A 13,493-nucleotide genomic window follows, 5' to 3' on the forward strand; every position below is an offset into this window, starting at 1 on the left:
AGTCTCGGCGGGCTCAGCCCCGGTGGGAGCCCAGCACCTGCTCGTAGATCTCGCGGTAGCGGGCGCCGTTGGCCTCCCAGGAGCGCTCGGTCTCGACCCAGGCCCGCCCGGCCGCGGCCAGCTCGGCCCGGCGCGCCGGGTCCCCGGCCAGGCGCACGAGGGCCTCGGTGAGCGCCTCGGCGTCCCCGACGGCGAAGGACTCGCCGCGCTCGCCGTCACCGGTGATCTCGGTCAGGGCCGGCAGGTCGGACACGAGCACCGGCAGGCCGGCGGCCATGGCCTCGAAGGGCTTGAGCGGCGTGACCAGCCGCGCCGCCCGCTCGTCCACGCGGGGGACGACGAAGACGTCGACGAGGGCGTAGTGGTCGAGGACCTCCTCGTGGGGGACGCGGCCGGTGAGGACGACCGCGTCGCCCGCGCCGACCGCCGCGGCGTGCGCCTCGATCTCGGCCCGGCGGGTGCCGTCGCCGACGATGAGCGCGACCGCGTCGACGCCCCGCTCGCGCAGCGCGACGGCGGCGTCGACGAGCAGCTCCTGCCCCTCTCGGTAGTGGTCGAGGTTGGAGACGTAGCCGAAGACGAACCGCCCTGCGAGGCCGTACTGCTCGACGAGGTCGTCACGACGCGGCCGGGGGGCGAAGGCGCTCGCGTCGACGCCGTTGGGCACGACGTGCACCCGCTCGGCGGGGATCCCGCGGCCGACGATGTCCGAGCGCATCGACTCGCTGAGCGTGATGACCGCGTCGGCCGCTGCCATGCAGCGGGTGTCGGTGTCGCGCCGGCGACGGTAGGTCTCGGCCGACTCCGCCCGGTCGAGATCTTGGCTCCAGATCGCCTCGAAGAACCCGCGCACCTCGTAGACCCAGGGGATGTCGAGCGCGTCGGCGACGGCCCCGCCGACGAGGGCCGCGTCGTAGCCGCGCGAGCCGGAGTGCACGTGCAGCAGGTCGGGGGCCTCCTCGGCGACGACCGGCAGCAGGTGTGCCGCGTAGGCCTCGAGGTGGGCGTCGACGGTCTCCGCGCCCGGGACGTCGGCCCGCAGCAGGTGGCGGTGCCGGATCCCGTGGACCTCCTCGGCCGCGGGCGTGCCGGCGTCGCCGGGGAAGTCGAGCGCGGTGATCGCCACCGGCTCGACCCCGGACGCGACCTGCGCGGCGAGGTTGTACCGGGTACGCACGGAGTACCCCGACTGCCGGTGGGGCAGAGCGATCTTCAGCAGGTGGGCGACGCGGAGGGAGGGTTCCCTCCCTTCGCGCTCCTGCACGGTGCGCGCGGCGCGCACGGCGGTGGGGTCGAGGTGCGGTGACCAGTCGGGGTCGGTCTCCCGGAGGCGACCGGTCACCTGGGCCAGGGCGGCCTCGAGCCGGGTGCGCGCCGGCCCCGCGAAGCGCGGGGTCACCGCGAGCTGCTGCCGCGTGATCGTCTGCTGCAGGCTCGGCTCGCCGGCGCGCGAGGCACTGCGGCGGGCCTGGTCGAGGAAGGCGGGGTCCGTGCCGAGTGCCGGCAGCTCGCTGCGGACGAGCTCGACGGCCGCCGCGTGGTCGCGGGCCTCGGTCAGCGTCGCGACGCGCGCCGTGACGTCAGCGGCGCTCGACCCGTCGGACGCCGTCGGCCGGGGCCGCAGGCGCTGCAGGGTCGAGTAGGCACGGCGGGCGGCGCCTCGGGCGAGTGTCTTGGGGTCACGCACCCGGGCAGCCTAGTTCGCCGGGGCGAAGGGGGACGGGAGGCCGTCCCCCTTCGCCATCAGCCTGCGTCCTGGGCCTGGCCCGACTGGCCGCCGTGCGTGCGACGACGGTTGCGGCGACGGCGCGGACCGCCCTCGCCGTCGGCCTTGGCCTCGCTGCGGCCGCCGTCACGGGAGCCGTCACGGGAGCCGCTGCGGCCACCGCCAGAGCCACCGCGACCGCCACCGGAGCGGCGCCCGCCGGACTTGCCGGTCTCGCCGAGGTCCTCGATGCGCTCCGCGTCCAGGCCCTCTCGGGTGCGCTGGGCGCGCGGCAGGCGGCCCTTGGTGCCCTCGGGGATGTCGAGGTCGCTGAAGAGGTGCGGGCTCGAGGAGTAGGTCTCGACGGCCTCGGGGATGCCGAGGTCGAGCTGGCGGTTGATGACCGCCCACTTGGTCTCGTCGTCCCAGTCGACGAAGGTCACTGCGATGCCGGTGTTGCCGGCGCGGCCGGTGCGGCCGATGCGGTGGACGTAGGTCTTCTCGTCGTCGGGGCACTGGTAGTTGATGACGTGGGTGACGTCGGTGACGTCGATGCCGCGGGCGGCGACGTCGGTGGCGACGAGGACGTCGACCTTGCCGTTGCGGAAGGCGCGCAGCGCCTGCTCGCGGGCACCCTGCCCGAGGTCACCGTGGATCGAGGCGGCCGCGAAACCGCGGTCGGTGAGCTCGTCGGCGACCTTGGCGGCGGTGCGCTTGGTGCGGGAGAAGATGATCGTCAGGCCGCGGTCCCTCGCCTGCAGGATGCGGGCGATCATCTCGACCTTGTCCATCGCGTGCGCGCGGTAGACGAACTGCTCGGTCGCCTTGACGGTGTGGCTGTCGGCCTCGCCGTCCTCGCTCATCGCGCGGATGTGCGTCGGCTGGGTCATGTAGCGGCGGGCGAGCGCGACGATCGCGCCGGGCATCGTCGCGGAGAAGAGCATCGTGTGCCGGGCCGGCGAGGTCATCGCCATGATCTTCTCGACGTCGGGCAGGAAGCCGAGGTCGAGCATCTCGTCGGCCTCGTCGAGCACGACCGTCTTGGTGTTGGACAGGTCGAGGTGCTTCTGCTGGGCCAGGTCGATGAGGCGACCGGGGGTGCCGACGACGACGTGGACACCCTTCTTGAGCGCCTCGATCTGCGGCTCGTACGCGCGGCCGCCGTAGACGGTGAGGACCTTGATGCCGCGGCGCTTGCCGGCGCGCTCGAGGTCGGCGGCGACCTGGCTGGCGAGCTCACGGGTCGGCGCGACCGCCAGGGCCTGCGGGCGGGGGTCGTCGGTCTCGGTGTCGACGCGGTCGAGCATCGGGACGCCGAAGCCGAGCGTCTTGCCGGTACCCGTCTTGGCCTGACCGATGATGTCGTGCCCGCCGAGCGCGACCGGGAGGGTCATCGCCTGGATCGGGAAGGGGTGGATGATCCCCGCGTCGGCCAGCGAGGCGACGATGTCGGGGTGGACGTCGAAGTCGCCGAAGGTCTGCTGCGCGGCCTCGGGGGCCGTGCCCTCGATGTCGGGCGTCGCCTGGACGTCCTCGGGCGTGGTGGTCTCGGACATGGGGTCTCTCGATCAGCGTGGGACGGCGAGATGCGCCGCTCAGGTGGCACGGGCCGATCGGAGGTCTTCAGTGCGATCCGCCACGAAGGGGGCGACCGCGCCGGACGTCTCGTCCGGGCAAGAGGTGGATGCCGACCGGGCACCGCTGGTCCCGATCATGCTACCCGCCGGTGGGCCGCGGAGCCGAAAAGCACCCGGCCGCGCACTAGGCTGGCCGGATGAGCGAGCCGGTCCTCCCTTCCTCCTCCGCCGCGCCGTCGCACCGTGAGGGGGCGGGGACGATCGACCTCCTCGGCGTGATCGCCTACGGCGCGATCTCCGGTTTCACCCGCATCGCCGCCGACTCCGAGATGGCCGACGACCTCGCCCTCAAGCGTGCGCTGGCCGGCATCGCGGTCAAGGAGTTCCGCAACCACGAGCTGCTCAGCGACCACATCGTCGCGCTCGGCGGCGACCCGATCGCGGCGATGGAGCCCTTCCGCGAGGCCTTCGACGCCTACCACGAGCGCACCCGCCCGCGGGACCTGCTCGAGGGCCTGGTCAAGGCCTACATCGGTGACGGGATCGCCTCGGACTTCTTCCTCGAGGTGGCCCGCTACGTCGACCCGACGTCGCGCGCGATCGTCGAGCAGGCGGGCGGCAGCCACCGGGACGTCGACGTCATCGTCTCGGCCGTGCGCCGCGGCATCGCGCAGGACCCGAGGCGGGGCGGGCCGCTCGCGCTGTGGGGGCGCCGTCTCGTCGGCGAGGCACTCACCCAGGGGCAGGTCGTCGCCGCCCAGCACGAGTCGCTCAGCGACCTCGTGCTCGGTCTGGGCCCCGATCGCCCGGGCGCCTCCCTCGAGGAGGTCGGGCGCCTGATGCAGCGGCTCACCGACCGCCACCAGCTGCGCATGGGGCGGCTCGGCCTCGCGTCCTGAGGCGCGCGCCCGGAGCACGCGAAGGGGCCCCGCCTAGATGGCGGGGCCCCTTCGGTGCCGGCGTCCTTCGAGACGGTTGCCGAGCAACCTCCTCAGGACGGCGCGTCAGACCTGCTTGCGGCCGACGAGCATGCCGTAGATGACGATCAGGATCGCGGCGGCGATGATGCCGAGGATGAACGCGATCCAGTCGATGCCACTCGTGTTGTCGTTGCCCGACAGCGCGGTGTAGGCCCACGAGCCGATCAGGGCACCCACGATGCCGAGGATCACGGTGACGAGGGTGGAGATGTTCTGCCGGCCCGGCAGGACGAGACGGGCCAAGGCGCCGATGATGGCACCGACGATGATCGTGACGATGATGGTCCACAACATGCTGATCAGCTCCTTCTTGCGCCCGACAGGGGTGAGCGGGCGCGCTCAGGTAGCCCTGTGTGGGCTCTCCGTGACCAACATAGACTCCTGAGGCTGCTGGGGCGACTGTCAGGAAGTGACGATCTCGCTGCGGTGGATGCTCACCGCGTGACAATCAGGCCCCGAAACCGACCCGGCCACGGGTGGGCTCACCGACGTCGACGTACCCGAGGGCACCGGCGGGGACCATGACGCGACGGCCCTTGTCGTCGGTGAGCACGAGCGGTCCGCCGTCGAGCGCGGCGCGCACGGCGGTCTCGATCTCGGTCTCGGAGCCCTCGGCCTCGATGACGACCTCACGGGCCACGTTCTGGATGCCGATCTTGACCTCCACGGTCACTCCTTCGGTGTCGGGGGATGACGGTGACATCGTGTCACCCGGGGGTGTCAGCGGCCCTGTCGGGGTCGCCCATGCGGTTGATCGGGAAGGACCCCATGCCGCGCCACGCGAGGTGGCCCGCGGCCTGCTGGGCGACCTCCCTCGGGAACTGGCTGCCGTGCGCCAGCCACGTGCGGGCCATGACCTGCGCGGCACCGGCCATCGCCAGACCGAGCATCTCGGCGAGCTCCTGCGGCAGCGGGGTGTCCTCGGTGATGCGCTCGGCGATCGCCTCGCCGAGCTGGGCCTCGAGGGCGTCGATGCGGTGCCGCACCTGGGGCTCGTTGGTCAGGTCCGACTCGTAGATGAGGCGGAAGGCGCCGCCCTGGTCGGCGACGAAGCTGAAGAAGGCGGCGACGGTCGCGTAGACGCGCTCCTCGTGGTCGGTGCTGGAGCCCAGGGCCTCGAGCACCAGCGCCTCGAGCGTGTCGCACTGGACGTCGAGGAGGGCCAGGTAGAGCTCGAGCTTGCCGGGGAAGTGCTGGTAGAGCACCGGCTTGGAGACGCCCGCCTGGTCGGCGATGTCCTCCATCGCAGCCGCGTGGTAGCCCCGCGAGACGAAGACGGTGAGCGCGGCCTCGAGCAGCTGGGCACGGCGCTGCGCTCGGGGCATGCGCTGCACTCGCGTGCCGGGCGCGTGGGAGCTCATGGGTCCTCCGGGTGTCGATGACCGCCACGTGGCGGGGCTCACCAGCCTACCTGCGGGTAGTGCCGACCCCGGCCCCGGATGCGCCACCGGTCGTTGTCGGCCCGGGGTGGTGGGATGGGGGCGTGACCGAGCAGCTCCCCACCGTGCACCTGCGACCGCCGACGACGAAGGGCGGTGCCGTCGCCCCGTCGCTCGACGCCGACCAGACGTCCGCGGTCGGCGCGCGCGGTGACGTCGTGCGGGTCCTCGGTGCGCCCGGGACGGGCAAGACGAGCGTCGCCGTCGCCGCCGTGCTCGACCGGGTCGCGCAGGGGGATTGCGCCCCCGACGAGGTCCTCCTCGTCGCCGCGACCCGGCTGGCCGCGGCCGAGGCCCGTGACGCCGTGACGGCGGGCCTCTCCGGGGCGACGACCGAGCCGATGGCGCGCACGATGCAGTCGCTCGGCTTCGCGGTGCTGCGCCAGCACGCGGTCCTCGCCGGTGCCCCGACGCCGCGGCTCCTCTCCGGCGCGGACCAGGACCTCGTGCTCGGCGAGCTGCTCGACGGGCACCGCGAGTCCGGCGCCGGTCCACGGTGGCCGGAGGACCTCGCCGAGGCACTTACGACGCGCGGGTTCCGCGAGGAGCTGCGCGACCTGCTCATGCGCGCGATCGAGCACGGCGTCTCCCCGCACGACCTCGCGCGGCTCGGCGTCGAGCACGACCGCCCCGAGTGGGTCGCCGCCGCGCAGGTCGCCCGGGAGTACGACGAGGTCACGGCGCTGTCCAGGCCGGGCGCCTTCGACCCGGCCTGGGTGCTCACCGCGTCTGCCGAGCTCCTCGAGGACGACCCGGAGGCGCGCGAACGGGTGCGCTCGGGCCTGCGGCTCGTCGTCGTCGACGACGCCCACGAGCTCACCGCGCCTGCGGCTCGACTGCTGCGGGTGCTCACCGGGGACGGCGTCGACCTCGTCCTCGTCGGTGACCCGGACGCGACCGTGCAGGGCTTCCGCGGCGCCGACCCGCACCACCTCGTCGGCGATTGGGGCGGGCGGACGGTCATCGACCTCGTCCTGCGCCGGGGGTACCGGATGCCCGAGGCGGTGCACGCGGCCGCGGCCCGCGTCACGCCCAAGATCGCGGCGCTCGGCGGAGGCCGGCAGCGCGCAGCGGCCGCTGCCCGGCCCGGCGGCAGCGTCGAGGCCCACGTGCTCCACTCCAGCGCGCAGGAGGCGGCCTTCATCGCCCACGAGCTGCGCCGGGCCCACCTGCTCCACGGCGTGCCGTGGTCCGAGCTGGCGGTCGTCGTGCGCGGCTCCGCGCGCCAGGCGACGCTGCGCCGGGTGCTCGCCGCCCGCGGGGTGCCGGTCCTGGCCGACGCGCACCGGGTGCCGGTGCGCGACGAGCCAGCGGCACGCCCGCTGCTCCACCTGCTCTCCCTCGTCGTCGACCTCGCCCGGGGGCGCCTCGACGCGCTCCCGGCGACCGACGTCGTCGACCTGCTCGCCAGCCCGCTCGTCGCCGCGGACACCGTCGCCATCCGTCGACTGCGTCGCGTGCTGCGGCGGGAGGAGCTCGCTGTCGAGGGCACCCGCACGAGCGACGAGCTGCTCGGGGAGCTGGTCCTCGACCCCGAACGGTTGGCCCACCTCGGTGAGGATGCGGCTCCGCTCCTGCGGCTCGCCACCGTCCTCGCGGCCGGGCGGGCCGCGGCGCCGACCTCCGATGACGGCCGCGGGTGGGCGAAGGGGGTGACCGCCGAGTCCGTCCTGTGGCAGCTGTGGCAGGCCACCGGCCTCGCCGAGCCCTGGCGCGCCACCGCGCTCGGCGGGGGACCCGCGGGCGCGCGCGCCGACCGCTCGCTCGACGCGGTCGTGGCGCTCTTCGACGCGGCAGCCGCGCACCAGGACGCCCTGCCGGCCTCCGGCCCGGACGCCTTCCTCGACGCCGTGGCCGGTCGGTCGGTCGCGGCGGACTCGCTCGCCGCGCGCAGCCCCGACCCGGACGCGGTCGCGCTCGTCACCCCGCAGACGGCGGCCGGCAACCAGTGGCACACCGTCGTCCTCGCCGGCGTCCAGGAGGGCGTGTGGCCCGACCTGCGCCTGCGCGGCTCCCTGCTCGGCTCGGAGCGCCTCGTCGACGTCGTCACCGGGCGCGACCGCGCCGGAGCCGGGGCGGCCGCCGCGGTGCGGCACGACGAGACGCGGCTCTTCCACGTCGCCCTCACGCGGGCGAGCGAACGGGTGCTCGTCACCGCCGTGGCCGCCGAGGACGAGCAGCCCTCGGTCTACCTCGACCTCGTCGACCCCCTGCCCGACGACGGACGTCGTCGTGAGCCGACCGACGTGCCCCCGCCGCTCGACCTCACCGGTCTGGTCGCCCGGCTGCGCCAGCAGCTCGTGGGCACCGAGGGCCACCCGCGCTCGCCCGAGGAGGTGGCCCGTGCCGTCGCCCGGCTCTCCTACCTCGCGGCGGCGGGTGTCCCCGGCGCGGACCCGTCCTCGTGGTGGGCGCTGCGCGACCTCACCGACGCCCGCCCCGTGCGGGCGGAGGGCGTGCCGGTCGGCGTGAGCCCGTCCAAGGTCGCCCAGTTCTCCGAGTGCGGCCTGCGGTGGCTGCTGCAGTCGGCCGGTGGGCAAGGGCCGAGCAGCACCTCGATGGAGGTGGGCACCCTCGTCCACGACATCGCCCACGAGCTCGGCGACGCGGGCGAGGAGGCCTTCCGCGCGGAGCTCGAGCGTCGGTGGCCCCAGCTGGGCATGGCTCCGGGGTGGGTCACCGAGCAGAAGTACGAGCGCGCGCAGCAGATGATCCACTGGTTGGCCGAGTACCACCGGCGCTCCGCCGCCGAGGGGTGGCGGCCGGTGGCGACGGAGGAGCGCTTCCGCGTGGAGCTCGGTCGGGCCGTGCTGAGCGGCAGCGTCGACCGGCTCGAGGCCGATGCCGACGGGCGCCTGCGCGTCATCGACTACAAGACCGGCAGCTCTGCGCCGACGGCGGCGGAGGTCGCCGAGCACCCACAGCTCGGGGCCTACCAGGTCGCCGTGGCCGAGGGCGGCTTCGGGCAGCACGGCAGCGAGGTGGCCGGGGCTGCGCTCGTCCAGCTCGGTCGCGGGCACTCCTCGGGCAAGGCCGTGCAGCAGCAGGACGCCATCACGGGGTCGGCGGAGCCGCGCCGCTTCCACGACCTCGTCACCGACACCGCGGAGGGAATGGCCGCGGCCACCTTCGTCGCGACGCCGAGCGAGAAGCAGTGCCGGATCTGCCCGGTCCGCTCCTCCTGCCCGGCCCACGAGGAAGGGGGGCGGCTGCGATGACGCCACCGCCGAAGATCTCCGCCGTCGACCTCGCCCGTGCGCTCGGTCAGGAGCACCCGCCGACCGACGAGCAGCGCCGGATCATCGAGGCGCCGCTCGCCCCGTTGCTCGTCGTCGCCGGCGCCGGGTCCGGCAAGACCGAGACGATGACCGCCCGCGTGGTCTGGCTCGTCGCCAACGACCTCGTGACGCCCGAGCAGGTGCTCGGTCTGACCTTCACCCGCAAGGCAGCCGGGGAGCTCGCGGAGCGGGTCGCGCGACGGCTCGCGACGCTCGAGCGGGTCGGCCTCTGGAGCCCGGCGCAGGACGCCGACGCCGACGGGCTCGGCGGCACGCCCACCGTCTCGACGTACCATGCGTACGCGGGTCGGCTCGTGCGCGAGGGCGCGCTGCGCCTGGGCTACGAGAAGGACTCGCGGATGCTCTCCGAAGCGGCCACCTGGCAGCTCGCCCACGAGGTCGTCATGGCCTGGGACGGGCCGATGGAGGACCTCGACAAGGTCGAGTCGACGGTGACCAGCGCCGTCGTGTCGCTCGCCGGTGAGCTCGCCGAGCACCTGCGCACCCCCGGCGACATCGAGTCGCTCACCGCGCGGACCCTCGCCCACCTCGAGGCGGTCGAGGCGAGCGACAAGGCGCTGACCAAGGACTACCGCAAGCAGGTCATCACGCCGATGAGCGAGCAGCGGCTCATCCTGCCGATCGTCGAGCGCTACCTCGAGGTCAAGCGGGAGCGCTCGGTCATGGACTTCTCGGACCAGATGGCGCTCGCGGCGGCGCTGGCGACCCGCTTCCCCGACCTCGGTCGCGCGGAGCGGGAGCGGTTCCGTGTCGTCCTGCTCGACGAGTTCCAGGACACCTCCGAGGCACAGATGGTCCTCATGCGCCGGCTGTTCGCACCGGACGGGCAGGTCCCGGCTGCGGTGACGGCGGTCGGCGACCCGCACCAGTCGATCTACGCCTGGCGCGGCGCGAGCTCGACCACCCTGTCGACCTTCCCCGAGTACTTCGCCACCGAGGGGCGACCTGCGCCCGTCGAGCACCTGTCGATCAGCTGGCGCAACGACGAGACCATCCTGGAGGTCGCCAACGCCGTGGCCGGTGAGCTGGCCGCGACGACCACGGTGCCGGTCGCCCCCCTTCGTCCTCGGCCGGGGGCGGGGCGCGGCCAGGTGGAGGCGTTGCGCTCGCTCACCGCGCACGACGAGGCGGCGGCCATCGCCGCGTGGATCAAGCCCCGGCACGAAGGGGGTCTGCGGACCGCCGCGGTCCTGTGCCGCAAGCGCTCGCAGTTCACGGCCGTCGTCGACGCCCTCGCGCTCGCCGGGATCCCCTACGAGGTCGTCGGTCTCGGCGGCCTGCTCCTCACCGCCGAGGTCGCCGACGTCATCGCGCTGCTCACCGTCGTGCAGGACCCCGCCCGCGGCGACCGGCTGATGCGTCTGCTCACCGGACCGCCTGGCCTGCTCGGCCCGGCCGACCTCGACGGTCTCGGCGCGTGGGCACGCCACCTCGGTCGGCAGGCCGCGGCCGAGGTCGCCGACGGGGCGCCGACGCCCGGTCCCGAGGACGCGGTGACGATCATCGACGCGCTCGACCAGCTGCCGGAGCCGGGGTGGGCGGGCGAGGGCGGCCAGTCCATCTCCGCGGAGGGGCTGGCCCGGCTGCACCGTCTTGCCGGGATGGTGGCGCGGCTGCGGCGGCACGCCGGCATGCCGCTGCCCGACCTCGTCGGCGAGGCCGAGCGCGAGCTGGGCGTCGACGTCGAGGTGCTCGCGCGGCCCGGCTGGTCGCCGGGTGCGGCGCGCGCCCACCTCGACGCCTTCGCCGACGTGGCGGCGCAGTTCTCCTCGAGCGCGGACCGGCCGACGCTCGGCGGGTTCATCGACTGGATCGAGGCCGCCGTCGCCGAGGAGCGCGGCCTGGAGAAGCCCGTCGTCGAGCCGACCAAGGACGCCGTCCAGGTCCTCACGTGCCACGCGGCCAAGGGGCTGGAGTGGGACGTCGTCGCGGTGCCCGGGCTCGTCGAGGGCGGCTTCCCGGCGCACGCGTCGCGGGCCTCGTACCGGGACGGGGACTGGGTCCTCGGCCAGGTCAACGAGTCCGGGTGGATCTCGGGCCTCGACGGCGTGCCCTACCCGCTGCGCGGCGACCGCGGCGGGCTGCCCGTCCTCGACCTCTCGCTCGGTCAGGCCAAGGCGCTGCAGGACGAGCTCAAGCGCTACCGGGCCGAGGGCGGCGAGCACGCGCTGCTCGAGGAGCGCCGGCTGGCGTACGTCGCGTGCACCCGCGCGCGCAGCCAGCTGCTGCTCGGGTCCTGGGTCTGGGGGCCGACGGGCGCGACGCCGCGGCTGCCCTCGCGGTTCATCGAGGAGGCCCGGGCGACGGGCGTGGTCCGCACGATCGAGTGGGCGGCCATGCCGCAGACCAAGGACGAGCCCAACCCCGCGCTCGCCGTCGGCCGCCAGGTCGTGTGGCCCGGGGACGACGTCGCGCCCGAGCGGCCGGGACTGGCCGCCGCTGCCGTCGCGATGGTCGACGGGAGCGACCCCGGCACCGACCTGGGTGCCGACCCCCTCGACGACGAGCTGCGCATCCTGCTCGAGGAGCGCGAGCGACGGCGGCGGGCGCGTGGGGCCGATGTCGCGGTCGAGCTGCCGGCGCACCTGTCGACCTCGCAGCTGGTCGGGCTGGCGCGGGACGCGCAGGCCTTCGCGCTGGACCTGCGCCGGCCGATGCCCCAGGCACCGCAGGTCGCGGGGCGGCGGGGGACGGCCTTCCACGCGTGGGTCGAGGAGCACTACTCGCGGGCCGGGCTGGTCGACATCCTCGAGCTGCCCGGCAGCGCGGACGAGTCACTCGGCGACGAGGACCTCGCGCTCATGCAGGAGCACTTCCTCGCCAGCGAGTGGGCCGAGCGCGTGCCCCTCGACGTCGAGCTGTCGCTCGAGACCGTGATCGGGGACCACGCGATCCGTGGTCGCGTCGACGCGGTCTTCGCCGACGACGACGGCGGGGTGACGGTCGTGGACTGGAAGACCGGTCGCCCGCCGCGGGGCGAGGAGATGGCCGTGCGTGCGGTGCAGCTGTCGGCCTACCGGATCGCCTACGCGCGCTGGCGCGGGATCGACCCGGAGCGGGTGCGCGGAGCCTTCTTCCACGCCGCGACCGGCGAGACGACGCGCCCCGAGCTGCTCGACGAGGACCGCGTGGCGGCCCTGCTCACCGCCTCTGCCTGAGGAGCGCGGCTCAGGACCGCTGGGTGTCCGGGGAGACGACGTCGTCCTCGTCGTCGTGGCCGAGCGGGGTGATCTCCGCGGTCTCGTGCTCGCCGTCCTCGGGCGAAGGGGGTCGCTCGGCGTCCGCCACCGGCAGGGTGACCGGGGTCGGGGCGCCGGCCCCCTCGACGACGACCGCGTCCTCCTCGGAGTCGGCGGAGGCGTCCTCCGGCTCAGGTCGGGCCCCGGTGGGCTGCATCTCGATCGGCTGGGTCTCGGCCGGCTGGGTCTCGGCCGGCTGGGTCTCGGTCGGCTGGGTCTCGGTCGGCTGGGTCTCGGTCGGCTGGGTCTCGGCCGGCTGGGGCGGCACGGTCGGTGCCGCGGCGGCAGCGCGCTCCTCCTCGGCGGCCAGCTCGTCGTCGAGCCGGCGCAGGCGGGAGGCGTGGCCCTCGGCGGCGACGTCGTCCCCCGCGGCGACCGCGTGCATCATCGAGCGCACGAGCTGCATCTCGTGGACGAGCCGCGCGCGGCGCTGCAGGTGGCGGTCGGGGCGCTCGACGCGGGCGTGGGCGTAGGCCTCCAGGACGGTGTCGAGGGTCTCGGGGTGCAGCGCGCCGACGAGGGCGGCCAGGTCGTCGGCGGGGTCGGCGACCTGGGCGTGCTCCCAGCCGAGGAAGCCCTTGACGTCCGGCTCTTCGCCGTCGTCGGGGGTCGCGAGGATCGTGCTCGGCCCGATCGCGCCGTGCGTCGGGGTCGTCGTGAAGCGCCACAGCGAGACGTCCTCGAGGGTGCGCTCCCACCGGGTGAGCAGGCCCGTCGGCACCCGACCGGTGGCTGCCGCGCGGTCGAGCTCGGCGAGCTGGCGGGCGCGGTAGGCGTCCGCGTCGTAGACGGGGACGCCGGCCTCCTCGTAGATGCGCCGGTCGAGGCTGTGCAGGTGGGCGAGCGCCCGGCCGAGGCCGGCGGCGAGCTTGGTGCCCGGGGCGATCGACTCCAGGTCGACCATGCGCCCGGTGAGGTACGTCGTGACGGCGGCGCGTCCCCCTTCGGGCAGCGCGACCCAGCCCTTGACGGCCGGGACCGGCATCGTCAGGCGACGGGCCAGCAGCGCGAGGAGCGCCGCGGACTGCTCGAGCTGCGCCGACGCGGCGGGCGTGCGCGGCGAGCGGATGACCCACCGCCGGTGCTCGTCGTCCTGGACGAAGGCGACCTCGAAGGGGTGCGACGCGTCGGTGACGACCCCCTCGACGGAGTCGGGGTCGAGGCCCGGCACGGCGGCGCTGGCCAGGGCGGCGAGTTGCAGCGGTCCACGTGAGGTCACCCGCCCACCGTACGAGTCGGGCGGCCCGGATGCCG

Annotated in this window: 9 protein-coding genes; 3 read left to right on the forward strand and 6 right to left on the reverse strand. The window is 74.7% G+C overall.

All coding sequences use genetic code 11. The features are described from left to right. Positions 1-13: 13 nt before the first annotated feature. Both ABC138_RS15490 and ABC138_RS15495 read right to left on the reverse strand, forming a co-directional pair. Positions 14-1,687 (reverse strand): glycosyltransferase family 4 protein, encoded by a 1,674-nt coding sequence (locus tag ABC138_RS15490; protein WP_345914243.1) that lies wholly within the window; start codon positions 1,685-1,687, stop codon positions 14-16. A gap of 56 nt (positions 1,688-1,743) precedes the next feature. Then, a complete protein-coding gene (locus tag ABC138_RS15495; RefSeq protein ID WP_068422824.1) occupies positions 1,744-3,261 on the reverse strand; it encodes a DEAD/DEAH box helicase in 1,518 nt (505 codons plus the stop codon). A 218-nt stretch (positions 3,262-3,479) separates the two neighbouring features. Here ABC138_RS15495 and ABC138_RS15500 point away from each other — a divergent pair, with 218 nt between their 5' ends. Then, complete coding sequence (locus tag ABC138_RS15500) at positions 3,480-4,181, forward strand: ferritin-like fold-containing protein (RefSeq protein WP_082817069.1); 702 nt, start codon at positions 3,480-3,482, stop codon at positions 4,179-4,181. A 105-nt stretch (positions 4,182-4,286) separates the two neighbouring features. Here ABC138_RS15500 and ABC138_RS15505 read toward each other — a convergent pair whose 3' ends face one another. The 3 genes from ABC138_RS15505 to ABC138_RS15515 all read right to left on the reverse strand — a co-directional run bounded on the left by ABC138_RS15505 (position 4,287) and on the right by ABC138_RS15515 (position 5,623). Further along, on the reverse strand, positions 4,287-4,556 hold the full coding sequence (locus tag ABC138_RS15505; protein ID WP_068325634.1) for a GlsB/YeaQ/YmgE family stress response membrane protein: 270 nt from the start codon (positions 4,554-4,556) through the stop codon (positions 4,287-4,289). Between the two features lie 154 nt (positions 4,557-4,710). Beyond that, on the reverse strand, positions 4,711-4,929 hold the full coding sequence (locus ABC138_RS15510) for a DUF3107 domain-containing protein (RefSeq protein ID WP_068325632.1): 219 nt from the start codon (positions 4,927-4,929) through the stop codon (positions 4,711-4,713). 40 nt (positions 4,930-4,969) lie between these two features. After that, complete coding sequence (locus ABC138_RS15515; protein WP_068325630.1) at positions 4,970-5,623, reverse strand: TetR/AcrR family transcriptional regulator; 654 nt, start codon at positions 5,621-5,623, stop codon at positions 4,970-4,972. Between the two features lie 122 nt (positions 5,624-5,745). Between ABC138_RS15515 and ABC138_RS15520 the strand changes: the two genes are divergently transcribed. Next, positions 5,746-8,919, forward strand: a complete 3,174-nt coding sequence (locus tag ABC138_RS15520) for an ATP-dependent DNA helicase (RefSeq protein ID WP_345914244.1) — start codon at positions 5,746-5,748, stop codon at positions 8,917-8,919. After that, the gene (locus ABC138_RS15525; protein ID WP_068422816.1) at positions 8,916-12,158 is read left to right on the forward strand and encodes an ATP-dependent DNA helicase; all 3,243 of its coding nucleotides are present in this window, start codon (positions 8,916-8,918) and stop codon (positions 12,156-12,158) included. The genes ABC138_RS15520 and ABC138_RS15525 overlap by 4 nt, the downstream gene beginning before the upstream one ends. A gap of 10 nt (positions 12,159-12,168) precedes the next feature. Here ABC138_RS15525 and ABC138_RS15530 read toward each other — a convergent pair whose 3' ends face one another. Further along, positions 12,169-13,458: a phosphotransferase gene (locus ABC138_RS15530; RefSeq protein ID WP_345914245.1), complete on the reverse strand. Its 1,290-nt coding sequence runs from the start codon at positions 13,456-13,458 to the stop codon at positions 12,169-12,171. Positions 13,459-13,493: the final 35 nt, after the last annotated feature.

It is taken from the genome of Janibacter sp. LM, assembly GCF_039631275.1.
GTDB classification, from domain to species: Bacteria; Actinomycetota; Actinomycetes; order Actinomycetales; family Dermatophilaceae; genus Janibacter; species Janibacter terrae.

Coding starts and splice junctions, on each gene's coding strand:
- ABC138_RS15495 (WP_068422824.1), bottom strand. CDS start 3,261: ATGTCCGAGACCACCACGCCCGAGGACGTCCAGGCGACGCCCGACATC.
- ABC138_RS15500 (WP_082817069.1), top strand. CDS start 3,480: ATGAGCGAGCCGGTCCTCCCTTCCTCCTCCGCCGCGCCGTCGCACCGT.
- ABC138_RS15505 (WP_068325634.1), bottom strand. CDS start 4,556: ATGTTGTGGACCATCATCGTCACGATCATCGTCGGTGCCATCATCGGC.
- ABC138_RS15515 (WP_068325630.1), bottom strand. CDS start 5,623: ATGAGCTCCCACGCGCCCGGCACGCGAGTGCAGCGCATGCCCCGAGCG.
- ABC138_RS15525 (WP_068422816.1), top strand. CDS start 8,916: ATGACGCCACCGCCGAAGATCTCCGCCGTCGACCTCGCCCGTGCGCTC.